This window comes from Streptomyces sp. NPDC015032 (assembly GCF_043080425.1).
Taxonomy (GTDB): Bacteria; Actinomycetota; Actinomycetes; order Streptomycetales; family Streptomycetaceae; genus Streptomyces.
Genome location: NZ_JBIBVN010000003.1, coordinates 454,152 through 479,035 on the forward strand (window position 1 = coordinate 454,152; position 24,884 = coordinate 479,035).

16 protein-coding genes are annotated in these 24,884 nt (G+C 69.9%); 9 read left to right on the forward strand and 7 right to left on the reverse strand.

Going from position 1 to position 24,884, the window contains the following annotated elements:
- Positions 1-503: 503 nt before the first annotated feature.
- From ACF08M_RS07785 to ACF08M_RS07805, 5 genes are all read left to right on the forward strand, one after another.
- Entirely contained in the window at positions 504-1,850 is a 1,347-nt protein-coding gene (locus tag ACF08M_RS07785; protein WP_392184345.1) for a discoidin domain-containing protein, read from the forward strand.
- On the forward strand, positions 1,850-3,151 hold the full coding sequence (locus ACF08M_RS07790) for an MFS transporter (RefSeq protein WP_392184346.1): 1,302 nt from the start codon (positions 1,850-1,852) through the stop codon (positions 3,149-3,151). The genes ACF08M_RS07785 and ACF08M_RS07790 overlap by 1 nt, the downstream gene beginning before the upstream one ends.
- Positions 3,148-4,164, forward strand: a complete 1,017-nt coding sequence (locus ACF08M_RS07795; protein ID WP_392184347.1) for a TolB family protein — start codon at positions 3,148-3,150, stop codon at positions 4,162-4,164. Before ACF08M_RS07790 ends, ACF08M_RS07795 begins: the two co-directional genes overlap by 4 nt.
- Before the next feature lie 514 nt (positions 4,165-4,678).
- Positions 4,679-7,483: a hypothetical protein gene (locus tag ACF08M_RS07800; RefSeq protein ID WP_392184348.1), complete on the forward strand. Its 2,805-nt coding sequence runs from the start codon at positions 4,679-4,681 to the stop codon at positions 7,481-7,483.
- Positions 7,484-7,488: 5 nt separating this feature from the next.
- Positions 7,489-11,451 carry a hypothetical protein gene (locus ACF08M_RS07805; protein ID WP_392184349.1) on the forward strand — a complete coding sequence of 1,321 codons (3,963 nt, stop codon included), beginning with the start codon at positions 7,489-7,491 and terminating at the stop codon, positions 11,449-11,451.
- A 153-nt stretch (positions 11,452-11,604) separates the two neighbouring features.
- On the opposite strand, the gene ACF08M_RS07810 is transcribed toward ACF08M_RS07805, so the two are convergent.
- Together ACF08M_RS07810 and ACF08M_RS07815 are read right to left on the reverse strand one after the other, a co-directional pair.
- Positions 11,605-12,513, reverse strand: a complete 909-nt coding sequence (locus ACF08M_RS07810; RefSeq protein WP_392184350.1) for a S8 family serine peptidase — start codon at positions 12,511-12,513, stop codon at positions 11,605-11,607.
- Between the two features lie 354 nt (positions 12,514-12,867).
- Complete coding sequence (locus ACF08M_RS07815) at positions 12,868-13,692, reverse strand: hypothetical protein (RefSeq protein WP_392184351.1); 825 nt, start codon at positions 13,690-13,692, stop codon at positions 12,868-12,870.
- A gap of 459 nt (positions 13,693-14,151) precedes the next feature.
- On the opposite strand from ACF08M_RS07815, the gene ACF08M_RS07820 reads away from it, so the two are divergent.
- Positions 14,152-15,642, forward strand: coding sequence for an alpha/beta fold hydrolase (locus ACF08M_RS07820; RefSeq protein ID WP_392184352.1), 1,491 nt, complete (start codon positions 14,152-14,154; stop codon positions 15,640-15,642).
- A 421-nt stretch (positions 15,643-16,063) separates the two neighbouring features.
- On the opposite strand, the gene ACF08M_RS07825 is transcribed toward ACF08M_RS07820, so the two are convergent.
- On the reverse strand, positions 16,064-16,426 hold the full coding sequence (locus ACF08M_RS07825; protein WP_392184353.1) for a hypothetical protein: 363 nt from the start codon (positions 16,424-16,426) through the stop codon (positions 16,064-16,066).
- A 45-nt stretch (positions 16,427-16,471) separates the two neighbouring features.
- A complete protein-coding gene (gene ctaD / locus ACF08M_RS07830; RefSeq protein WP_392184484.1) occupies positions 16,472-18,256 on the reverse strand; it encodes a cytochrome c oxidase subunit I in 1,785 nt (594 codons plus the stop codon).
- A 537-nt stretch (positions 18,257-18,793) separates the two neighbouring features.
- Between ctaD and ACF08M_RS07835 the strand changes: the two genes are divergently transcribed.
- Positions 18,794-20,494 carry a GAF domain-containing protein gene (locus tag ACF08M_RS07835; RefSeq protein WP_392184354.1) on the forward strand — a complete coding sequence of 567 codons (1,701 nt, stop codon included), beginning with the start codon at positions 18,794-18,796 and terminating at the stop codon, positions 20,492-20,494.
- Between the two features lie 17 nt (positions 20,495-20,511).
- Here ACF08M_RS07835 and ACF08M_RS07840 read toward each other — a convergent pair whose 3' ends face one another.
- A complete protein-coding gene (locus ACF08M_RS07840; RefSeq protein WP_392184355.1) occupies positions 20,512-21,345 on the reverse strand; it encodes a response regulator in 834 nt (277 codons plus the stop codon).
- A 155-nt stretch (positions 21,346-21,500) separates the two neighbouring features.
- On the opposite strand from ACF08M_RS07840, the gene ACF08M_RS07845 reads away from it, so the two are divergent.
- Positions 21,501-22,835 (forward strand): globin domain-containing protein, encoded by a 1,335-nt coding sequence (locus ACF08M_RS07845; protein WP_392184356.1) that lies wholly within the window; start codon positions 21,501-21,503, stop codon positions 22,833-22,835.
- Here the strand turns inward: ACF08M_RS07845 and ACF08M_RS07850 are convergent.
- Complete coding sequence (locus ACF08M_RS07850; RefSeq protein WP_392184357.1) at positions 22,786-23,466, reverse strand: vitamin K epoxide reductase family protein; 681 nt, start codon at positions 23,464-23,466, stop codon at positions 22,786-22,788. The genes ACF08M_RS07845 and ACF08M_RS07850 overlap by 50 nt on opposite strands.
- Positions 23,463-23,942, reverse strand: a complete 480-nt coding sequence (locus ACF08M_RS07855; RefSeq protein WP_392184485.1) for a hypothetical protein — start codon at positions 23,940-23,942, stop codon at positions 23,463-23,465. Before ACF08M_RS07855 ends, ACF08M_RS07850 begins: the two co-directional genes overlap by 4 nt.
- Before the next feature lie 343 nt (positions 23,943-24,285).
- On the opposite strand from ACF08M_RS07855, the gene ACF08M_RS07860 reads away from it, so the two are divergent.
- Positions 24,286-24,696, forward strand: coding sequence for a pyridoxamine 5'-phosphate oxidase family protein (locus tag ACF08M_RS07860; RefSeq protein WP_392184486.1), 411 nt, complete (start codon positions 24,286-24,288; stop codon positions 24,694-24,696).
- Positions 24,697-24,884 lie beyond the last annotated feature (188 nt).

The following is a 24,884-nucleotide window of genomic DNA, read 5'->3' on the forward strand; positions in this document are numbered from 1 at the left end:
TCCCCGGACCGGTAAACCGCTCCACTGGGCATTTTTGATCAGGCGCCGACGGAAGTCCACAGGCGACGGAGGAACTTCTCTCGCATCGGGTGCGGCAACGGGTAGCGATTGTGCAGCGCGGGGGAACTGGAAGCGCTACCGGTTCGGACCGCCAGGAGCCGGACGCACTTCCGTCGCCCCACCCGGATTCGTCGACACCGACGCGTCGGACGCCCCACTGCGTCCAGCTTCGTGACGATGCCGACGAGGGCCGGTGGCCGGATGCGGCAGAGTGTCGAACGGAAGCCGGATCAAGGGGATTTGGGGACTGGTAGGAAAGTTTACTGTTCGCTAGCATTCCGGGCGGCGGCCTGGCGCGGTGCCCCGTCCCCATGGGCATGACGCGCTCAGTGAGAGCTCTGGTCCGGCCGCCACGATGCCGTCCCCTGCCCGCGTCCGGGCGGGGCGCGGGGTCACGCACCGATGCCCAGCTCTCGCCACCCCCCAAGGCCAGGAGTCCAGGGATGTACCTGAACGGCTCAACTCCGCTCCTCACGTCCACGCGGCGCCGTACGGTGGGCGTGGTCATCGCCGCCGTACTCCTCCTCGTCGGCAGCCTGTTGCTCGCCTACCCCGACCGGGCCGGCGCCGCTGCCGACCCACTCATCTCGCGTGGCAAGACCGCCACCGCCTCCTCCGAAGAAGACTCCGGCCACGGCCCGCAGAACGCCTTCGACGGCGACCCCGCCACCCGCTGGGCGAGCGCGGAGGGCAAGGATCCGCAGTGGCTGCGCGTCGACCTCGGTGGGACCGCCGACGTCACAAGGGTGCAGCTGAGCTGGGAGGACGCGTACGCCAAGGCGTACCGGATCGAGATCTCCGCGGACGGCACCACGTGGACCCGGCTCGCCGACGAGAAGGCCGGGAACGGCGGCACCGACGACTGGTCCGGCCTTTCCGGCAAGGGCCGCTACCTGCGCGTGTACGGCACCGCGCGCGGCACCGCCTACGGCTACTCGCTGCACGAGGTCGAGGTGTACGGCACCTTCGACGGCGCGCCCCCGCAGACCGGCGCCTTCACGGTGGTCGCCGCCGGTGACATCGCCGCCCAGTGCACCGCCTCCGACAGCGACTGCGCGCACCCCAAGACCGCCGCACTGGCCCAGAAGCTCAATCCGAAGTTCTACTTGACGATGGGCGACAACCAGTACGACGACGCCCGGATCTCCGACTACCGCGCCTACTACGACAAGACCTGGGGAGCCTTCAAGAACAAGACGCATCCGGTACCCGGAAACCACGAGACGTACGATCCGGCCGGGGCGCTGGCCGGCTACAAGGCGTACTACGGGGCGATCGCGTATCCCCAGGGCAAGAGCTACTACAGCTTCGACGAGGGCAATTGGCACTTCATCGCCCTCGACTCCAACTCCTTCGACCGGAGCGCCCAGATCGACTGGCTCAAGGCCGACCTCGCCAAGAACAGCAAGGCGTGCATCGCCGCCTTCTTCCACCACCCGCTGTACTCCTCGGGCGGACACGGCAACGACCCGGTCAGCAGGCCGGTCTGGAAGATCCTTTACGGGGCCAAGGCAGACCTCGTGCTCAACGGGCACGACCACCACTACGAGCGGTTCGCCCCGCAGAACCCCGACGGGAAGGCGACCGCGGACGGTATCACCGAGATCGTCGGCGGCATGGGCGGCGCCGAGCCGTATCCCATCGAGAACGTCCAGCCCAACAGCCAGAAGCGGATCAGCGGTGAATACGGCGTGCTGAAGCTGGACTTCACCGACTCCGACTACAGCTGGAGCTACGTCGGCACCGACGGGAAGACCAAGGACGCCAGCCCGAAGTACGCCTGCCACTGATGTATCTGGCGACCACAGGCCGCCGGGACGCGCCGGCACCGACCCGCACCGGCGGGTCGGGCCGGCGCATCCCCGGCACCGTCCTGGCACTCGGCACGGTCAGCCTCGTCACCGACATCTCCTCCGAGATGGTCACCGCGGTGCTGCCGCTCTACCTCGTCCTCGGACTCGGTCTCTCACCTCTCCAATTCGGATTCCTGGACGGCCTGTTCAACGGCGCAGCCTCCGTCGTGCGGCTGCTCGGCGGGCATGCCGCAGACCGTGGCCGAGGGCACAAACGGGTCGCCGGGATCGGCTACGCCCTCTCCGCCCTCTCCCGGCTCGGCCTGCTCCTCGCGGGCGGCGCCACCGCCGGGATCGCGGCCGCCCTCGCCACCGACCGGGTCGGAAAGGGCATCCGTACGGCGCCCCGTGACGCGCTGATCACCCTGAGCAGCCCTCCCGAGACATTGGGCCGGTCCTTCGGCGTGCACCGGGCGATGGACACCACGGGCGCACTGCTCGGCCCCCTCGCCGCGTTCGCTCTGCTCTGGGCCACCGCCGATGCCTACGACGCGGTGTTCGTCGTCAGCTTCTGCGTCGGCCTGCTCGGGGTGCTGCTCCTCGTTCTGTACGTTCCCGGACAACACCGGCCGGCACCGGCCGAGAAGACAACACCTCGTGGGCGCAAGGTACTCGGAGCACTCCGTGATCCCGCCTTCCGGCGGATCCTCGGAGCCGCCGCCCTGCTCGGAGCCGCCACCATCGGCGACGCCTTCGTCTACCTCCTGCTCCAACGCCGTCTCGGCCTTCCCGTCGGCTGGTTCCCGCTGCTCCCGCTCGGCGCGGCGGCGTGCTACCTGCTGCTCGCGGTCCCGGCGGGGCGCGTCGCGGACCGGGTCGGCCGACGGCTGCCGTTCCTGTACGGACATATCGCCCTGCTCGGCGTGTACGCCACGCTCCTCGCCCCGACGGGCGGCCCGGCCCTGCTACTCCTGGTGCCCGTCCTCGTGCTGCTCGGCATCTTCTACGCCACCACCGACGGGGTGCTGATGGCCCTCGCCGGACCCGTGCTGCCCGCCGACGGCAGAGCGGGCGGGCTCGCCCTGCTCCAGACCGGCCAGGCGCTGGCCCGGATGCTCGCCGCGGCGGGCTTCGGTGCCGCGTGGACGGCGTGGGGGCCGAGTCCCGCCCTGTGGGCGGCGCTGTCCGCCCTGCTCGCCGCACTTGTGGGCGGCTGGGCACTGCTGCCGCGCAACCCGTCAGCCACCCAGGCTCCCGAGGGGCCGGGAGCAAGCATTCCCGAGAGGCGGACCGTATGAGTGCAAGGTTCCCGAGAACCGCCACCCCGTTGGGCCCGCGGGCCCGCATCGCCGTCGTCGTGGCCGCGGTGCTGCTCCTCGCGGGCGGCTCCGTCGGGTACGTCCAGCACGTGCAACACCGCTCGGAGGGCCGACGAGGCGATGCCGACGCCTCGTTCACGCTCACCGGACCCGCGCTGTACTTCCGGGACACGGCCACGGGACGCGTCGCCCATCAACCGCGTGCCGGAACTCCCGCCACCCGCACCGGCGGTGGTCCCGCCTGCGACCGGTTCTACGCCTCCGGTGACAGCGCACTCTGCCTGCGGGCCGAGCCCGGGGTGCTGCCGAAGACATACGCGGTCGTTCTCGACCGGCGGTTGCGCGAGACGCGCCGGGTCGTGGTGCCGGGGGTGCCCAACCGCGCGCGGGTCTCCGCCTCCGGGCGGATGCTCTCCTGGACAGTCTTCGCCACCGGTGATTCGTACTCCACCACCGCCTTCTCGACGCGGACCGCCATCCTCGACCTGCGCACCGGCTACCTCATCAAATCCATCGAGGACATCCCCCTCACCATGGACGGCGTCCGCTACCACGCCCCCGACGTCAACTACTGGGGAGTGACCTTCGCCCGCGACGACAACCGCTTCTACGCGACCGTTTCCACCAAGGGCCGCACCTACCTCGTCGAGGGGAACATGCGGAACTGGTCGGCGAAGGTGCTGCGGCAGAACGCCGAGTGTCCTTCCCTGTCGCCCGACAACACCCGGATCGCCTTCAAGAAGAAGGTCTCCGACGACCCGGCCGCGCCCTGGCGGCTGTACGCCCTGGACCTGCGGACCATGCGCGAGACGCCGCTCGCCGAGAGCCGCAGCGTCGACGACCAGGCAGCCTGGCTGAACGACGGCACGGTTGCCTACGCGCTGCCGGGCGCTGCCGGGCGGGCGAGCGACATCTGGACCGTCCCCGCGGACGGCTCCGGGAAGCCCCGTCTGGCCGTGGCGGGCGGCTCGTCGCCGGTGGCGGTCGGCTGAGTGCAACGCCGGGGGCTCTACCGCGACGCGCCGAACTCCGGGACAACGCAGGCAGTCGTACCGTCGAAACCCTCGACCGGGTCTACGGGCTGAAGCAGCCCGGGCAGTGAACACCGGCGCCGCATCGGTTCCCCCGTCCGATGCGGCGTCACCGCTGTGTCCGCGTGTGGCGCGAGAGCCGAGTCCGCCTCATCGGGGTCGGCGACAGGCTGTCAGTTGCTGAGCATTTGCGCTGTGTACGCGCCCAGCAGATCGTCCTCGGCCTCGGGAAGCCCCGCGCGCCGACTGTGGCCGGAAAGTCCTTGGGGCAGCCGGCTCACGGCCCGGTGGAAAGCCATGCCGCGGCTCTTCGGGCCCCCGTGACGGCCGACTGACCGCTCGGTGACGGGGCGGGCGACATCCGTGATCACGCCGGGCCGGCATCGGCGCGGGTGCTCCGGTGGCACGGCCGCGGGGCGGATGAAAGAATCGTATGCGGGGCGAATTCCCTGGAGACCCAAGGGAGCTGGTGCACATGTGCGCCGCCTCGTCCACGCCCATGGACGGTCAGACCATCACGCTCATGCGCCGCGAGGACATGGTGGTCCTCGACTTCACCTTCGCCGGTCTCTCACGCACCGACACTGCCGGATCGGCGTTCCTCGTGCCCAGCACCCCCGGTCTGCCGGGCTGCATCACCGTCCATTTCCCTTCGCAGGCCGTCCTCGAGGAGGCCACGACGCCCGACGCCTCCTCGACCGGGACGAAGGAGGTGCGGTACGCGGATGAGAGCCGGGTCACCTTCCAGGTGCCGGCCGGTGCGTCCGTGCCGCTCACCGTCGCCGGGCTGCTGGCCTGGGCAGGGCTGCCGATGTCCCCGGACGACACCTCCCTGGAATGCGTGTGGGGTCTCTTCCTGAGCCCCACCACCGATGTGACCTGGACCCACGGCACGTACCCTGTGACGAGCTCCACCGGGACCACCGGTCTGTGGCACACCCGCCTCACCTCCCCGGACGCGCCCGTGTCCCTGGGCTCCGCAGGCCCCGCCCGCACCGAAGACCCCTTCCTCAGCTCGCTGATGGCGATCCACCGGCAGCTCATCACAAACGCCACCGCCAGCAGGCCTGTCGTCGCCGACGTACTGGCCCTCAGCGCCCTCGGGGCCGACGTCGACCTGGTGGGCAACTGGGCGGACTTCCCGGCGCTCGGCGTGACCGCCTACCGCCACCGCTCGGCCGGCGGCCGTGACATCGTCGTCCAGGTGCTGGAGCGCGGCTATCTGCTCCCCTTCGGCTTCCCGGTGCAGGTCGCGACCCGCACCGAGCGGCATCTCGACCTCGGCCTGGTGCAGGTGGCCCGGCTGACCGTGCTGCAGCCCGAGATCACCTACGACGGAGTCGCGACCCTCCCGCACGGGAGCCGGGCCTTCCCCTTTGTGAAGGTGCGGCTGAACAACCCCCTGGAAGCGGAGATCGGCAACACCGAGGAACCCCTCGACGACGTCGGCTACTGGCTGCACGCGGCCGACCGGCCCGGCCAGCGGCTGCTCTTCGGTCTCACCGCCACCGACCGGCTCGGACACCGGGTCGACTTCACCTCGTCGCTCGTCTTCGTCCGCGGCGACGCCGCCTACGGCGGACTGGCCGGGGCGCTCGTGGAGTACGAGGCCAAGTCCAAGGACATTGCGCTGCCCGCCACCGGCCGCCTCGAACTCGCCCCCGTACAGGGCACGGACGCGGAGTCGTCCACCGTGGACGTGACCGCCCTGCGCGTCGGAGCCGAGCCTTCGACCGCACCTCCGGTCTCCCTCCAGCAGGCGGGCCGCCTCGCCGCACATCCCCGGCTCCTGGCCGTCGAGGCCCGTATCCCCGCCCTGGACGCCCTGACCGCCCCCAGTCCCACCGCGTCGGCAGCCCCGGCGGGGGTGACAGGCGCGGTACGGCGGCTGGAACTGGACGCCGACTACGTCAGCCAGGGCCTCGCCGGCACCCACCAGGTGTACGCCCTCCTTCCGGATCCTGTCGCCTTCGCCCCACCGCCCACCGCCTCGGGCGCGATCGCCTCGCTGGCGCTGCCGGTGTCGGGCCTGTCCAGCACGGCGGGCCTGGTCGGCGGGGACCTCCAGAAATTCAAGTCCGGGCAGTTCAACCCGGCCGACTACTTCTCACCGCCCACCGCCGGCAGCCTCGTTCCCACCCGTCTGCTCGGCGTCCTGGACCTGACCCGGCTGATCCCGCCCACCACGGTCGGCGTCGGCGACGGCACGGATGCCCCCCGCATGGTCACCACGGTGATCCGCCCGCCGGGCGATCTTCAGCCGCCCACGGCCGTACGGACAGAACTGCTCTGGCGGCCCCCGGTGAGCGTGGGCACCTTCGGGCCGCTGCAGACGACGAGTGCGACCACACTCGACCTGCACGGCATCACCGTCGTACGGTTCGACGGCACTCCGCCGCAGGCCGAGGTCCGGGGCGAACTGCGCTGCTTCACCCTGTCGTTCGCCGGGATCCTGGACATCGGCTTCGACCGCATGGCCTTCACCGGAAAACCCGGCACGTCCCCCTCCCTCGACGCGAAGGTCGGCAAGGTCGGCTTCTCCGGAGACCTGCGGTTCCTGGACCGGCTGCGCGCATACCTGCCGTCGCCACCGAGCGGGCCACGGGTGAGAGCGGATACTTCCGGCGTCGAAGTCGGCTACGGTCTGGCCGTCCCCACCATCGGCGCAGGCGTCTTCCTGCTTCAGAACCTGGCGCTGTCGAGCACCGTCGTCCTCCCCTTCGACGGATCCCCGGTCCGCGCGACCTTCGCCGTCTCCTCGCGTGACCAGCCCTTCCTCGTCACCGTCTCCCTGTTCGGCGGCGGCGGCTTCTTCTCGATCACCGTCGAGTCCGGGCACGTCGTGGCCCTGGAAGCCCAGTTGGAGTTCGGCGCCGCGACCGCTCTGGATCTGGGCGTGGCCAGCGGCTCGGTGTCCGTCACCGCCGGTGTCTACATCAGTATCGAGGACGAGAAGTCCAAGCTACGCGGCTTCTTGCGGGCCGTGGGTGCGCTGGACGTCCTCGGCATCGTCAGTGTCTCCGTGGAGTTCTATCTCGCCTTGGAGACCCGGGAGGTCCCCAAGGACCCGGCCGCGCCGGGCGGGCCCACCCGGCAGGAGATCCACGGCACGGCCGCAGTGACGGTGCGGGTGCGGGTCGCCTTCTTCTCCCAGTCGGTCACCCTCTCCGTGGAGCGCTCGTTCGGCGGCGGAGGAGATCCGACGTACCCGGACGCGTTCCCCACCGCGACGACGTGGCAGGACCGCTGCGCAGCGTTCGCGACCATGGAAGATGTGTGATCGGCATGATCAAACAGACGATCGTGTGGACGCTGCTGCCGGACCCGGCAGCCGAACCGACCGCAGTCGGCACAGTACCGCTCTCGCTCGTCCTCAGCATCCGGCTGTCCAACGACGAGGGAGACCCGCCCGGCACCGCCGTCCTCCCGCTCTCCCGCTACACGGACATCGCCGCATGGCCGACCTTCGCCTTCACCCTCGTCGTCATCGTCAAGAAGCCGGACGGCACCTCCGTCACGACACCCGCCACCTTCCTCGGCGGTCCGCCGGACACCGCGCTGTGGCAAGCGCTGTTCCCGGCCTCCATACTCGTCCGCCCCTTCGTCTTCGACAGCCGGCCGGCCGGGCAGCCCCTCCAGTCGTACCCCAACCACCTGGTGGCGCGGTCCCTGCGGGGGGAGTACACCCGGCTGTTCACCGTCGCCCCTGCATCGCCCACCGGCCCGGCCGACGGGCAACGGGTCGCGCCCTCCGGCGGACACGTGGCGCCGGACCGGTGGGCGGGCATCGACCGGCTCGTCCACCTCGTCGGCGCGCGGGAGGGTTCCGGGCCCGGCGCGTCCCCGTACGAGGCCCTGATGCGCAGCGGAGTCGTCGGCGACAGCGACGAACGGGACCCGGCCGGATGGACCCGGCTGGCGGACTTCCACCGGCCCCTCACTCCCGCGGCCGGGGAAGAAATGCACATCGGGCACGGGACAACGCCCCAGAACGAATTCCACACCCTGCAGGCTGCCCTCGCCGACCACCCCGGCCTCACCGTCCCCATCGGACTCATCCGCCGGATCAGCATCACCCTCCCGGCGGGCCTCGAAGGCCCGGTCTCCCTCCAGGCCGTGCCCCAGCAGAGCACCTTCATCGAGAACTACCGCCCCCGCACCCGCTGCATCGCCCACGCCGGAACGCTGACCCTTGCCCGGGAGAACGGCACGGCGGGCGCGCTGTTCCTGCCCCTGGACGACATCACCGTCTACACCCCGTACGACTTCGACGTGGACGCGGGCGGGCTGGCGCTCCAGTCGTACGCGAACACTCTGCGCGGTCTGCCGCGCACCGGGGATCCGCCGCCCGTGCTCCAGCCCCCCGCTCTGCGCTCGGACGGCATCATCGTCGCGGAAGCCGACCGTCAGATCGCCTTCCGGGCCGCCCTCGCCGAGGCCGCGGACATCGACGCGGACCTTGCGGCCGGCGGCGAGGGCGACGCGATCGCCCTGCACGCGGGCAATGTGCAGCAGGGCATCCGCGTGGACGTCCTCGACGAGGGCTCCGGTCAGTGGTATCCGCTCTGCGCCCGCGTCGGCGCGTATCACGTCGACGGCTACAGCGACTCGCTGCCCATCGACGACGAGGGGACGCTCACCGATGCCGTCACCCGGGGCACCGACGACCAGGGCAACCCCGTCACGCGGCTGGCGCAGGCGCTGTTCCGCTGGAACAACTGGAGCCTGGTCACCGAACCCTACGGACGCACCCTCGGCATCGACGGCCAACTGACCGATCCCGACCCGCAGAAGAACCCCGACCTGCCCTACTCCTTCTCCGTCAAGACCCCCGCGGGCTCCCTGCCGACCCTGCGCTACGGGCGCTCCTACCAGTTCCGGGCCCGCCTGGTCGACCTGGCAGGGCGTGCCACGCCGTTCACCAGCGCCCCGGCCCAGGGCTCGGGAGAGCCCGCGACCGTGCCGCTCACGTACGCCCGCTACGAGCCGGTGCCCGCACCCGTACTCGTACTGCGCCGCCCCATCGACGCCGGGGAGTCGCCCACCGACCTGGTCGTGCGCACCGACAACACCGACCCCGCCGCGGTCGTCCCCGGAGCCACCTGCGAACGCCATCTGCTGGCCCCGAAGGCGGCGGTGCTGATGCTGGAGCGGCACGGTGTGCTCGACGCACCCGGCACCCATCGGCCCGACCCCGCCGTCCACACCCTGCTGACCCAGTACGACGGCGGCAAGGTCACGGGCACCCCGGACCCGGGCGCGGGCGGTAGTCCGTACCTCGACACCGACGCCATGAGCCTGCCCTGGCTGCCGGACCCCTTGTGCCGGGGCATCGCTCTGCACGGCGTGCCCGACACCCCCGAACTGCTCACCCCCTGGCCCCCGGGCGACAGCTGGTACCAGCGCCTCCCGATGCGGCTCGTCATCGAACCCGGTTCGCCCGGAACCACCCAGTCCACCGCCACCGTCGATCTCGCGGCCAGGGTCGTGCGGGTGACCCTCAGCCCTGCCGCGTCCTTCCCGGCCACCCTCAGCGCGCTGCTGAGCGCGGGCGACGAGGAAGTCCTCGGGCTGTGGCGGTGGTTCGCCGGGACCCCGGGGCGGCCCGCCGACGAGATCGCGGCGGCCCGCGCCGCCGCCCTGTCCGGCCGCGTCGCCGGGCTCACGCCCTCGACCGACCTCACGATGGTGCACGCGGTCCGTTGCCCTGTCGACCCGCCCGGCTTCGGCGGCGTGCAGATCCTGCGCGAGCCCGGCGAGACGGCCTACGCCATCGACGACCCCACGATGAGTGTCCACGGCGCCTCCACCCTCTCCGTGCACACCGAGGCATGGTGGAACGAGATCGTCGACGACCTGTCACGCGACCAACTGACCACCACGCCCGCCCGAGCCGTCCTGCGCCCGGACGCGAGCGGCCTCGGAGACCCGGGCGGCCTCGGAGACCCGGGCGGGCCCCTCCTCACCACCACTGCCTTCCGGGCGCGCCACGACCCCGGCGACACCCGGCATCGCGTCATCCAGTACACACCCGTCGGCACTTCGCGCTTCGTCCCCTACTTCACCCAGCGGCGCACGGTCACTCTCGGTGGAACCGCCCCCGTGGACGTCGCCGGCGCCTTCGTGCCCGGCACCGTCGTCGTCCGCGCGGCCGTCCCGCCGCTCAACCCGGACGGCACACCGGCTGCACCCGGAACCGCCTACAGCCTCGAATGGGACGTCACCGTCGACGACGACGCGGGCAGCATCGCGCGCGTCGACGGCGGCGCAATACCGGACGGCGCGTCCGTCGATGTCGCCTTCGTCGTCCCGCCCGTCACGCGCGGCGGGGCCCAGGCCACCCTCCACGTGCCGTCCACCGTCCGGCCGCCCGTGCCCGTGGTGCACTCGGCAGTGCCCGCCTTCGCCTGGCAGCAGACTCGGTCCGGCGGCGTGATCACCAGCGTCCGCCAGGCCGGCACCGTCCGAATCCACCTGCGACGGCCCTGGTACGCCTCGGGGGAGGGCGAACTCCTCGCCGTGCGAGTCCTGGACCCGATGGCCGAGCCCGACCCGGCAGCGGGGGAGTGGGCCACGACCTGGGGCCGCGACCCCATCCGCGACCCGGGTGATGCTCCGGTCCTCGACTTCCCCCGGCCCGCCGACCTGGTACAGGCGATCGACGTGCCGCTGGCCCAGGGCCACGCGATGGGGTACCCCGTCGAGTACGACGCCGACCGGCGGCTGTGGTACGCCGACGTCCAGTTCGCCGGGCAGACCACCTACCAGCCCTTCGTGAACCTCAAGGTGATCCGGCTCCAGCCGGACTCCCTGCTGGATCCCGAGGATCTGCGGGCGTCCTCGACCGTGGACGCCGGGTACGTACAGCTTCCCGCCTTCCGCCGCAGCAAGGTGACGGTCGGCGGGTCCGTGACCGGATCCCCGGTCACGGTGACGGTCGTCGGGGCGGCCCCGCCGCCCGGCAGGGACGGTCTCACCTCGGAGTTCACCGTGGTCGTGCAGATTCGCAGCACCTCGCTGACCGACGACATCGGGTGGATCACCCTCGACACGTTCCCGCCCGTCACGATGGACCGGGACCCCATCGCCGGCGTCATCGGGATCTGGCGCAAGACCGTGCAACTGCCGGCCAATGTGGGCGACCGCGCGATGCGGGTGTTGATCCGGGAGTACGACGTACAGCCCGACAGCCCGGTCACGGGCGGAACCAGCCGCCGTATCTCGTTCCTGGACACGATCCCCATTTGACGGGCTGACAGGGCCGGCATTTGACGGGCTGACAGGGCCGGCGGACTGATGGACCGAAGGACCGGCGGGTGACTGGCCGGACTGACGGACGACCGGCCCGACGGGCCAACTGACTGTTTCCCTCCGACTGACTGACCGCTTCGCTCCGAGCGGTCAACGGGCATCGGCCGCTCGGAGCGCCGTCAGCGCGCGGCGGGCGGCTGCGGCATCCAGCAGGGGCGGTACGACAGACCGGCGTACGAGGAGGCCCGTGACCGCGTATCGCACTTCGGCGGCGGACGCCGCCGGGAACAGGGACCACAACAGCGCCACCGTCCCGGTGACGAACGGCGCGGCGGCGCTCGTGCCGCTCATGGTTGCCGTACCGCCGTCACCTGCCACCGGACCGGTCACGCCCAGGCCCGCTATGTTCTCGCCGGGTGCGCCCAGGCCACGCCGCCCGATGCCCGGCCCGACGTTCGAGGACGGCAGGGGCCGTCCCCGGTGGTCGTACGCCACCACCGGGATCGCGCACGGGTGCCGCACGATCACGGAACCGCCGCCGACGAGCCCTTCGTTGCCCGCTGCCACGACCACGACCGCCCCGAGGCTTCTCGCCCGGTCGAGCGCGTCAAGGAGCGCGGCGAGACCTCTGATGCCCGCCGCGCTCGGTCCCTCGTGCGGTTCACGCGGGTCATGCAGTTCGCGCAAGGTGAGGCTCAGATTGACCACCCTGGCCCCGGCGTCGATGACCTCGTCCAGTCCGGCGGCGAGTTCGGCGGGTGCGGCGGGCGGTGTGTCGACCCCGGCCACCGGGCGCACGAGAAGGGTGCAGCCGGGACAGATCCCCGGTGTGGCCGCCGACCGCCCGGCGGCCAGCATCCCGGCGACGAATGTCCCGTGCTGTCGTGCCCCGCCACCGGATGACTCTTCCCCCACCGGTCCCAGATTCCGCACCGGCTGCCCCACGAGATCCGGATGATCGAGCGCCACACCCCCGTCCACGACGCCGACCACGATCTCCGGGTTCCCGGGCCCGCTCGCCATCAGCGTCCGGAGCCGAACGTGGTCAAGTGGACGCATCGCCGGTGACGATCGTCGGTCAGCAGTAGCCGACGGTGGTCGGCTCGGACGAGGTGATGCTGCCGTCGTACTGACGGCAGTACTCGACAGCCACCTTGACCCCGTCGGCATTGCATGAGTATTGCGTGTAGCAGTAGGGCTCGTAGATGCACTCCGCGATGTATTGCTTCGTGCACCGGTCTTGGCAGGATGCTGGATCGTACGCGTCCTTGCACTGCTGCCGGCAGACCACATGTGCCTCCTGCTCGCACACTCCGTACGATGGCTGAGCAGGGAAAACACCGTAGACACTGGATTCCGCAGTGAATTGGGGGATGCTCACCGATCTCACCTCTCCCGGAGGTTTCGGCGGTTTCAGAGGCTGGGTGCGAGACGGTTCCGCAGGAACGGATACATGTCCTGGGTGTCGACGAGAACGGAGAACCTGTCCGTCATATCGGTCCGGCGATCAGTGTACGACAGCGTGAATTCCATGACGTGTCGGGTTTCACCGACCGGGGACGGGTGCACATCGATCGACGCCAGGGCGAAATCGTTCGCGAACGACTCAAATGTCTTTGTGTAAACCGCCGCATAGCGGCACGCCACATAATTCGCGGCGCGGGCCTCATGGGTCGCACCCGTGTTCTCGGCGATCTGAAGGATTTTCGTCAGCACTTCTTCCGTCGCCGCTTCGAACTGTTCGCTCGTCATTCCTCTCGGCTTCTTCATGGCCTTGACGAGTGAGGTGCGATCAAAGGAGTACAACTGTTCGAACCGGGCTTCGGGGAGTGGCACACCATTGCATTCATCGGGCATCGAGATCGGTCCGCGCACTCCGATCACCACATCGAGATCGAGGGGGCTCGGATTCGGTCGCAGTGCGTCGATCAGTTTGCCGTAGTCCTCCGAGTACCTGGGGAGGAGGACGTAGGCCTCCACCCCCTGTATCGACAGTACATAGGTCAACTGTCGGGCCAGACAGCGGTTTTCCGGGAGCGCCAGTGCCTCGCGCATCGCCTGACTGTCCGTGAGTCCCTTGGTCTTTGTCCGCCCGATCACCTGCGCGAACTCCTTCTCGATGCCCTGGTTCGGGAACCGGCAGTGGATCTGCCCGATGGCATACACGAAGGGGGAGTGGTCACATGGTTCCCGACCGCTGTGGACGAGTACGTCGTCTTCGCTCACTGAAGAACTCACGGAAGTCTCCTGAATTCCCGCCAGGCACTACCGGCGCTGCTTGGAAAAGGTGACCCACTGGTTCAGCTTCTGTGCCCGCCGCCCACATCCTCCGCACGGCGCGACTCCCACGGCCTTCGTCGCCCGCGTCACCAGTTCCCCGAGCCCGATCTCGTCCTCGCGGACAAATCCGGGCAGCCGTACCCGGTGCCCCCCTGTGCGTTGCCCCCCACGCTCCTCACCCATACCATTCATTTTCCGCCCCCTCCGCCCGCCCTGCATCACGAGAGCGTTCTTTCGCGATGGCGTCGATCCGGGGGCGCAGTGCGGCCGAGCGGCGTGGGAAGAATGCGGCGGTGACCAGGCCGCGCAGGCGGCGGTGGTTGCACGGCACGGAGCCGGAGGTTCCGCGGCCCCTTGTTACGTTCTCACCATGTGCCCATGGAGGCTCCGTCATACGGGGCCGGAACAGTGACGGGCATGAACACGAGCATGCGTGTGAACACGAAACCGAACACGAGACGGCGGATTGTCTCCGTACTCCTGGCCCTGTCGGCCTCCGCCGTAAGCGTCCCCGCCGCGACCGCCCAGGAGCCGTCCGGTGCCATGGGCGCTCCCGCGCCGATCAGTTGGGGCGCCTGCCCCAAGGCCGAGCCGCCCTCCCCCGACCCCAGCCCGAGGGCGCAGTGCGCGACGGTCGAGGTTCCGGTGGACTGGTCGAAGCCGGAGGGCCCGAAGGTCGGCATCTTCGTCGCCCGCCACCGGGCCACCGACCCCGCGCGGCGGATCGGCGTCCTGATGTCGAACCCGGGCGGCCCCGGGGCGTCCGGGGCCGATGACGCGTTGTACGCGGACGATCCCGTCGAGGGCTACGACCCGGCCATGCTCCAGCGCTTCGACATGGTCGGATTCGACCCGCGCGGCATCGGTCGCAGCCAGAACGCCGACTGCGACGACACGATCGCCGCCTCGATCCCGGCCCGCCCTCACAATGCGGCCGAGTTCGAGCGACTGCGCACCCTGAACGGCCGGCTGGCGGAAAGCTGCCTGAAGCGGACAGGTCCGCTCGCCGCCCACATGGACGGCGAGAGCGTGGCCCGCGACATGGACGCCATCCGCGCCGCGCTCGGCGAGCGCGAGATCAGCTTCCTCGGCCACTCCTACGGCACGTTCCTCGGCGAGCGTTACGCGCGCCTGTTTCCCAACAGGCTTCGCGCGCTGGCCCTCGACAGTGCCATGGACCCGGACCGGCCGGACGCCGAGCGGTACCTCACCGACGGCAGTGTCACCATCGACAGCGCCCTGAAGCGGCTCGCGGCCTGGTGCGAGAAGAACGCGGACTGCGCGCTCGCAGGCCAGGACCTGACGGCCGTCACGGACGAGCTCTTCGCCCGCGCCGACGCGGGCAAGCTCCGCGAGCCGGGCCCGAACGGACCGACACAAACCAAGGTCGACGCCGACAAGCTGTCCGACTTCCTCACCAGGGCACTCGGCCATTGGAACCCGCAGGAGGCGGCACAGCAGCTGGCCGCCCTGCACACCGGAAAGGGCGAGGTCAACTGGACTCCCGCCGGCGCCGACCTCAAGTCGCGCCTCGTGCTGTGCCGGGACTACGACTTCCGGATCCGCGACTTCGCCCAGTACCGGGCCATCCGCGAGCGGGTCGCCAAGGCCGCCCCGCATGTCCGTTACAACGCGCAGGCACTGGACATCGTCCTCGGCTGTCAGGGCTGGACCATGCCGCCCAAGCCCCAGCCCGCCCGGGCGAAGGGCGACCTTCCGCCCGTCCTCGTGGTAAACGCCACCCATGACATGGCGTCCCCCCTGCCGGGCGCGCAGCGCATGGCACGTGCCTTCCCGAAGGCATCCCTGTTCACGATGGATGTCGTGGGCCACTGGCTCTACCGCAGAGGTGAGACGGAAGAAGCGATGCGGGTGATCGACGCCTACCTGACCAAACCGAAGGGCTGAGCCGGAAAGGCCGGGGCCGGGGGCGGGCCGGATATGCCGTACGCCCCCGGCCCCCACTGCTCCGGGAACGGCTCGGGCGGCGTCGCGAACAGGTGTTGGATCCCGTTTCCTGACCAAGGGACCTGGGACAGCAGCATCAGCCCGATCGGCCTGCTCTTCGCAGGGGGCAGCAGCACCGGCATCGTGTTCGCCAACAAGATCGACCGCGTGCTTTCAGCCCTTGACATCTTCCTCTACACCTGAATTTGCTGCTGCCTCGATGGGGCAGCATGAGGAGATGGAGTCCGTCGCCTGCGCGTCGGTACGTCTGCGGTGCGCCCTCGACCAGATCGAGCTTCAGCCGACCCAGGAGCGCACATCATGTTCGACCCCGTCCGGGACCACGCTGGTGGCGGATGCAGCCGGATGGGGGAGCGGAGGCTCACTGCTCGTCCTCGCTGGTCCCCACCGGGCCGGCGGTGCGTACCGGAAAGAGTGCGGACCAGCAGTCTTCCACCTCGCGTCGCTCCTGGCCCCGTCGCAGCCACGCCTGGACGGCCAGGGACACCACAGCGGTGGTGCCCGCGACCGCCACCAGTGCAACCGTGGCCGGGGCGACCGGCGTCAGCAGCAGAAGCAAGGTGAGGGTTGCCGATCCCCACCCGGTCAGCACCGCGGCCGCCGCCAGCCGCCGGGAACGCGGCCGGTCGCGGCCCGCCCGCAAGTCGACATAAGCAGGCAGGTACCAGACGTTGCCGGATGCGAAGAACGCGACGACACCGACCGCCAGAACACCGTGGGACATCGGACAGCACTCTCCTGAGGGTGGGGATGCGGGGGAGACGGAGGGTCAGTGCGGTACGGCGGGTTCGAGTTCGAGTGCGGCGATCTCCGGATGGTGCAGGTCGAAGGCCGGGGACTCGCTGCGGATCCGGGGGAGTGAAGTGAAGTTGTGCCGCGGCGGAGGGCAGGGCGTGGCCCATTCCAGAGAGCGGCCGTATCCCCAGGGGTCGTCGACGGTGACCTTCCTGCCGTACTGGCTGGTCTTCCAAACGTTGTAGAAGAAGGGCAGGAACGACAGTCCGAGGAGGAACGAGCCGATGGTGGAAAGGGTGTTGAGGGCGGTGAAGCCGTCAGCGGCGAGATAGTCGGCGTACCGGCGAGGCATTCCCTCGGCCCCGAGCCAGTGCTGCACGAGGAACGTGAGATGGAAACCGACCGTCAGCACCCAGAACGTGATCTTGCCCAGGCGTTCGTCGAGCATTTTGCCGGTGAACTTGGGCCACCAGAAATGGAATCCGGCGAACATCGCGTACACCACCGTGCCGAAGAGCGTGTAGTGGAAGTGGGCGACCACGAAGTACGAGTCGGAGACATGGAAGTCCAGTGGTGGTGAGGCCAGGATGACTCCGGTCAGTCCGCCGAAGACGAAGGTGATCAGGAACCCGGTGGTCCACAGCATCGGCGTCTCGAAGGACAGCGATCCCTTCCACATCGTGCCGATCCAGTTGAAGAACTTCACTCCCGTCGGTACAGCGATCAGGAAGGTCATGAAGGCGAAGAAGGGCAGGAGCACACCACCGGTGACATACATGTGGTGGGCCCAGACGGTGACGGACAGTCCGGCTATGGCGATCGTCGCGGCGACGAGCCCGATATAGCCGAACATCGGCTTCCGGGAGAAGACCGGAACGATCTCGGAAACGATGCCGAAGAACGGCAGAGCCAGCACATAGACCTCGGGATGGCCGAAGAACCAGAAGAGGTGCTGCCACAGAAGCGCGCCACCGTTGGCGGGGTCGAAGATGTGCGAGCCGAACTTGCGGTCCATCTCCAGTGCGAAGAGCGCTGCGGCGAGGACGGGGAAGACCAGGAGGATGAGTACAGCGGTCAGCAGTACGTTCCAGGTGAAGATCGACATTCGGAACATGGTCATTCCCGGCGCGCGCATGCAGATGATGGTGGTGATGAAGTTCACCGCTCCGAGAATGGAACCGAATCCGGAGAGCGCCACGCCCATGATCCACATGTCGGCACCGATGCCCGGGGAATGCGTGGCGTCGGACAGCGGCGCATAGGCGAACCATCCGAAGTCGGCGGCGCCCTGGGGGGTGAGGAACCCCGCGGCGGCGATCAGGGAACCGAAGAGGAACAACCAGTACGCCAGCATGTTCAGCCGAGGGAACGCCACATCGGGCGCGCCTATCTGAAGCGGCATGAGCCAATTGGCGAATCCGGTGAACAGCGGCATCGCGAACAGCAGCAGCATCACCGAGCCGTGCATGGTGAATGCCTGGTTGAACTGCTCGTTGGACATGATCTGCGTTCCGGGACGGGCGAGTTCGGCGCGCATCACGAGTGCCATCGCGCCGCCGATGAGGAAGAAGACGAACGCGGTGACGAGATAGAGCGTGCCGATCTGTTTGTGGTCGGTCGTGGTGAGCCACGAGACGACGATCCGCCCGCGGGACGAACGGCCCGGCAGACCGGTACCGGGCTGCGTCGCCCCCTCTTCCGTGCCGGCCCGGGTGGCCGGGTGGTCGTTCCTGGTGGAGTGCGCGTCGGCGGCCGCGGCCCCGGGATCCGGGGGCTTGGGCCCCTGCGCGGGGGCGGCCTGATTGCCGTGCGATTCCATTGCGTCCACCGGACCGTGTCCTCCAGCTCTTGCGGTTCTTCGGGCGCTCCCCGGCCGCACGGGCGGATCCGGGGAGCGGTCGGGAAGGTCCGGCGGATCACGAGGGGACGGACCGGACCTTCCCGGCCGCACCATGCTCGTCGTGGCCCTCCAAGCCCTCCAGGGACCGACAGGCACCTTCCACGGGGCCGACCGGCCCTACTGCCGGTCGATCAGGCGGCCGACCGGCCCGGTCCGAGCCGGTCCCCGGGGACGGGAGTGCACTGCGGGGCCACCGGTCCCGTGGCTGCCGTAGGCTGACCGTCCGTGGACCGGTCCCAGCCCTGAGGTGATCCGGTGAGCACATTCCCGGCATACGGCACACGGACGGACTCAGAGAGCGGCGCCCCGATGACAGAGACAGCACCTACCGCGTCCGGCTCTCCCTCCGGAGTCCCTTCTCCCGGCTCCCCCGGCTCCCCTTCCGTTGCCCGCGAATCGACCGGAGCCTCCTGCCCCCGCTCGGCGCCCTGGCCTCAGCCCAGCCGGCCGGACAGGATGCACAGCCTGCTGGACGCCGTGATGAGCCTGGGGCGGGGCCTGGAACTGCCCGAGGTGCTGCGCGGGATCGTGGAAGCCGCGGTGACCCTGACCGACGCGGAGTACGGGGCGCTCGGCATTGTCGGAGACGGGCAGAAGCTGCTGGAATTCCTGCCGGTCGGCATATCGGAGGAGCTCGCCGCGGTGATCGGCCAGACGCCGTGCGGGCGCGGCATCCTCGGTGAGCTGATCCACCACCCGGAGCCGCTGCGGCTCACCGATCTGAGCAGCCATCCGCGCAGCTTTGGATTTCCACCCCATCATCCCCCCATGCACAGCTTCCTCGGAGTGCCGGTGCGGGTGCGCGACGAGGTGTTCGGCAACCTCTATCTCACCGAGAAGCGGGGCGGGGTGAGCTTCGACGCCGATGACGAAGCGGTGCTGACCACCCTGTCGATCGCGGCCGGGGTCGCCATCGACAATGCCCGCATGTATGACGAGAGCCGCCGTCGGGAGCGGCGCCTGGAGGCATTGGGGGAGATCACTCGCGCCCTGCTCTCGGGGACGGACGCCGACGAGGTGCTGCAACTGATCGCCGAGCGGGCGATGGAGGTGGCGGGGGCCGACCGGGCCGCGATCCTGCTGCCGACGCCGCCCGCGCCCCTCTCCGGGGCTTCGGAGGCGCCCGGGGCCGAGGCACGCCTCACCGTTGCCGTCGCCCACGGCAGGGATTCCGAGCGGGTCACGGGGCTGTCCGTGCCCGCGCGGGGATCACTGGCCGGACTTGCCGCCCGTACCGGGACGCCGGTGCACTGCGCCGATGTCCGTACGGATCCCCGGGCTCATCCGTTCGGTGACGGTGCCGAGGAAGGTCTTGGGCCGGTGGTGACGGTGCCCTTGCAGGTCGACACGGGCGCACGGGGCGCACTGCGCCTGGGGCGGCCGGCGGGCCGCCCGCCGTTCGGCGACACCGAGGTCGCACTGGTCTCGGGTTTCGCCGACCAGGCGGCCATCGCCCTGGAACTGGCCCGCGGGCGGGCCGAGTCCGAGGAGCTCGCCGTCATGCACGACCGGGACCGGATCGCCCGCGATCTGCACGACCTCGCGATTCAGCGGCTGTTCGCGACCGGGATGACTCTCCAGAGCACCACGCGTGTCATCGCGGACCGGCCGGACGCGGCCGAGCGGGTCAGCCGGGCGGTGGATGATCTGGACACCACGATCCGGATCATCCGGTCCACCATCTTCGATCTGCGGACGGCGGACGGTTCGGGTCGCGGCGGGCTGCGGCACCGGATGACGGAGACCGCTCGCACGGCGGCCCACGCCCTCGGCTTCCGGCCCTCCCTGCGGATCGACGGGCCGGTGGACACCACGGTCCCGGACGAACTGGCCGAACACGTGGTGGCGGTCGCCGCCGAGGCGGTGTCCAACGCCTCTCGCCACGCGCGTGCGACCCGTATCGGCATCGTGCTGTCGGCCGACGACGCGGTGACCCTGACCGTCACCGACAACGGCATCGGGATTCGGGGCGGTGTCACGGCGACGACCGCGCCCGGGACAGGGACGGCGGCAGATGCCGACGGTCCGGCAGCCGGGCGCCCCGGAGGGCTGGCCAATATGCGTACGCGGGCGGAGCTGTGCGGTGGCACACTGGCCGTCGAACGGCCGACGGACGGCGGGACCCGGATCGTCTGGCGCGTGCCGCTCCACGACTGACGCCTGCCGAGCGCCTGTCAGCCTCCCGCGACCGGTGGCCGCCCCTGACGGTCCTTCAGCCGGCCGACGAGCATCGCGGCCTGGATCCGGCGGCCCACGCCCAGTTTGGCGAGAATCGAGGAGATACGGTTCTTGACGGTCTTCTCGGCCAGGAAGAGACGTTCCGCGATCTCACGGTTGGTGAGGCCCTCGCCGATGAGATCCAGGATCTGCCGTTCCCTGGGCGTGAGCCGGTCCAGTTCCGATGTCGCGGACTCCTCGGCGGGGGTTCGTTGAGTGCCCCGCAGCCGTGACATCACGCGGGCGGTCGTCCGTGGATCGAGCATCGACGTGCCGGACGCGACGGTGCGTACGGCGGCGATCAGATCCGCCCCGTTGATCTGCTTCAGCACATACCCCGCGGCGCCCGCCATGATGGCGTCGAACAGCGCCTCGTCGTCATCGAACGACGTCAGCATCAGGCAGGCGAGTTCGGGCATCAGGGCCCGCAGTTCCCGGCATACCTCGATACCGGCGTGGTCACCGCCCTGGTCGTCGCCGAGGCGTACGTCCAGTACGGCGATCTGCGGCCTGCTGGCCGGCACGCGGGCCAGCGCCTCCCGGGCATTGGACGCCTCGCCGACGACTTCGATGCCGTCCTCGGCCTCCAGCAGATCACGTACGCCGCGCCGTACGACCTCGTGGTCGTCGAGGATGAAGACACGTACGGGGGTGGCGGACTGCGACGGGGACGTGCTCAGCGGGGACTTCGCGGACTCGTTCACACCATGCTCGATCGGTTCGGGGAAGGGGTGGGCCGGAACCAGTATGTGCCCGTCCGCAGCCATGGTCCCGCCGGGGTGCCACAGCATGGTGAACGGTCTCTGAACAGGGCCGAAAGGCCCTGTGGCCAGGGCCGGTCAGCGGGCTGGACGCGGTGCCATACTGACGCCGCCAAGATCGTCCGGGCGCCACGGACGTCTCTTTCCCCGCCCCCCACTGCGCTGCTCCGAGGAGTCACCGGCCCATGAACACCCCGAGCGAGGACTACCACGCACTGCTCGCACGGCATGACGCGATGCGGCTGCGACGACGCATCCTGGCCCCGTCCGGCAGCCGTTCCGAACGGTGGAGCGCCAAGGCCCCGCAGGCGTACGACGGAACGGCCGACCAACTGCTGATCAGTGAATTCCTGCCACTGGTGAGCCCGCTGGAGGAGCTGATCGCCGAGCTGTACCGGCTTCTGTTCGAGCGGCACCCGTATCTGCGGTCGTTGTTCCCCGAGTCGATGGCGTTCCAACAGGTCCATCTCGTAGGAATCTTCCGGTATCTGATCGGCAACCTGCACCGTACGGACGAGATGATCGGCATTTTCGCGCAGTTGGGGCGAGACCATCGCAAGCTCGGTGTGCGCCCCGCGCATTTCGAGGCCTTCGAGGCGGCGCTGATCGAGGCGCTGCGCATGCGTGCCGGGGCCCGTTGGACCAGTGCGCTGGAGGACGCCTGGCTGCGGATGCTGCGGCTGGCCGTTACGGCGATGGTCCGGGGTGCGGACGAGGCGATCGCCGAACCGCCGAGCTGGGATGCGACAGTGACCTCGCACGAACTCCGCACGCCCGATCTCGCGGTGCTGCGAGTGAGGCCCCATCAGCCCTATGCCTTCGAGGCCGGGCAGTACGCGTCCTTGGAGTCGCCGCAGCTGGAACAGGCATGGCGTCCCTACTATCTGGCCCGCGCGCCGCATCCGGACGGTGAACTGGAGTTCCATGTACGCGCTCGGGGCGCCGGCGGGGTGAGCGATGCGCTGGTGCACGGCACGCGCGAGGGCAGCGCCGTCCGTATCAGTGCACCGCGCGGTGCACTGGCGCTGCCCGATCACACTCCGGCCTCCGACATTCTGCTGATCGCCTCCGGTACGGGCTGGGCTCCGATGAAGGCGCTGCTCCAGCGGATCGACACCGAACCGTCCTGCGTGCACCGGGTGCGACTGCTGCTGGGTCTCGCCGCGCCGGAGGAGAGGGGCACGGCCGAAGAGATGTACGACGCGGCGTATCTGGAGGCCTTCCGGCGCGGACGCCCGTGGCTGACCCTCGTATCGGCCCCTGCGGCTGCCGACTTCGCGGGTGCAGGGCTGCGGGTCCTGAACGGCATACTGTCCCCGCGTCCCGGGGCCGCCGCCCGGCAGCACGCCTTTCTTGCTCTGGCCCCCGAGGTATCCATGACCGAGTCGACCAGGGCCGTCTCCGCGCGGCTGGCCGCCGCCGGAATACCGACCGCGCACATCCATCACGAGCCCACCGACATCGTCGCGGTCACAGAAACGTCTGCCAGTACGACCAGAACCGGATTGCTATCAGCATGACGACGGCCAGGCACCAGGTCACCGGCACCACGAGAGGGAACTCGAGCACCGCCGCGACCAGGGCACGTGGCACGGGCAGGATGCCATGGCGCAGATTGTGCACCGTGGTGTGCCAGAACATGAAGATGGTGGCCACCCATACGAGCACGCACCACAGGCAGAGGGCGCCGATCTCGAACAACGCCTGCGTCATCAGCCACATGCAGAAGCCGACGCCGAGCAGCGTGCCGAGGTTCAGTCCCAGCCAGAACCAGCGCCGGTAGCGCGCACCTGCCAGCAGACCCGCGCCGGTCCCCATCACCACCCCGAAGGCGACCAGCCCGATGAGCGGGTTCGGAAAGCCGAAGACCGATGCCTGCTCGCTGCGCATCACACTCGTGCAGGACACCACGGGGCTCAGCGAGCAGGCGGGTACGAAGCCGGGGTCCGCGAGCAGTTCGAACTTGTCGATCGTGATCATGAACGAGCCGAGCAGCCCGAGTGCGGCGGTGATCACCAACAGCCACCCGAACCCCGGTCTCGCCCCGGCGCACTCCCGGTCGTGGCCCGTTCCGGACGCGGCGGCGCAGACCGGATCACCGGCCTCGGGTCCTTCCGCCACGCTCACCGCCCCACCCTGCGACACCGTCATGGCCGCCCCCGTACGGAGCCGTTCGGCCAGATGACCTCCACCTGGATCCCCCGCGCACGCGCGAAGGCCACCAGATGCGCGGTGGCGTCCCGGCCGTCCGACGGCGATCCGTCCCAGACGGCGAACAGGGTCCGGCACGTCTCCACCAGCCGTTCATCGGCGCTGACACACGCGTCGCGGTCGGCCGGATCAAAAGGCAGAAGACGCACCTGCTCGGCCAGGACCAGCAGTTCACCCGCGGCCGGCCGGTCCCGCTCGGGCAGCACGCCGGGAACAGCTCCCTGGGCCGGCAGCAGCACCGTCAGCTTCCGCCCGGCCTCCCGCGCGGCCCGCCCGAACACCAGCGGCAGCCCCGGTCCGACCCGCACCAGAGCGGCCGCGCCCTCTGCCAGCTGTTTCAGCCTCGCTTTCAGTTCGGCTTCCACCAGCTCCAGAGTTCCGCTGCCGAGGTCTCTGTGCCCGACGACTGCGATCACCACGTTCCCCTCCCGCACACATCAGCACGGTCCGATCCGACCGCACGCACGCACCCGCACGCCACGGGCCGGTCCCGGAGCCGCCGTCGAACCGGCCCGTGGCATGCGATGCACCGCAGTGAACCCATCGGAGGCCGGACGTCACTAGGGCCGTTCGGCCCTGGGGCCGTTCGGCCCTGGTGCGGGGACGGCGCCACTCGATGTACTCGTGCGGCAGGCGAGCAGATCAGAAGACGAGGCAGCCCCCATGAACCACTCATGCCATCAGTCGCCCCAGCCGTCCGTGCACAGGGACGCGGCACCGCCATCGGACGCGGCACCGCTCCACGGTTCGGCGGCCACCATGCCGCGGCGCACGGTCGAGTTGACAGGCACCCAGGCCCTGAGCCTGCTCGCCGGGGCGTCGCTGGGGCGGATCGTCTTCACCCAGAGGGCGCTGCCCGCCGTCCGGCCGGTGAACCATCTGCTGGACGACGGTCAGATCATCATCCTGACCCATCGGGACTCGGATCTGTTCGCCCAGGCCCGTGACCACGGCGAACGGGGAGTCGTGGTCGCCTACCAGGCCGACGACATCGATCCGCTGACCCATCTGGGCTGGAGCGTCGTCGCCACCGGATACTGCTCCCCGGTCACCGATCCGGACGCTCTGGCGCGCTACCAGCGACTGCTCCGCCCCTGGTCGGACCAGGTGATGGACTGCGCGGTACGCATCTGGCCGCACCTGGTCACCGGAATCCGGCTGGCCGCCTGACGCGGCCCTTCCCCCATGTCACCGGATCGCACGTCGTCGGCGGCAAAGGCCCCGTCACGGCCTTGCGGGAAGGGCTTCCCCACCCGGAGTCCGTGCCCGTTTCCCGAGTCCCGACGCGGCATGAGCATCGAAAATCACGAGGCTCAGCCACGGAAGAATGCGCTTTCCCGATTCCTCGTGCAGGCCGC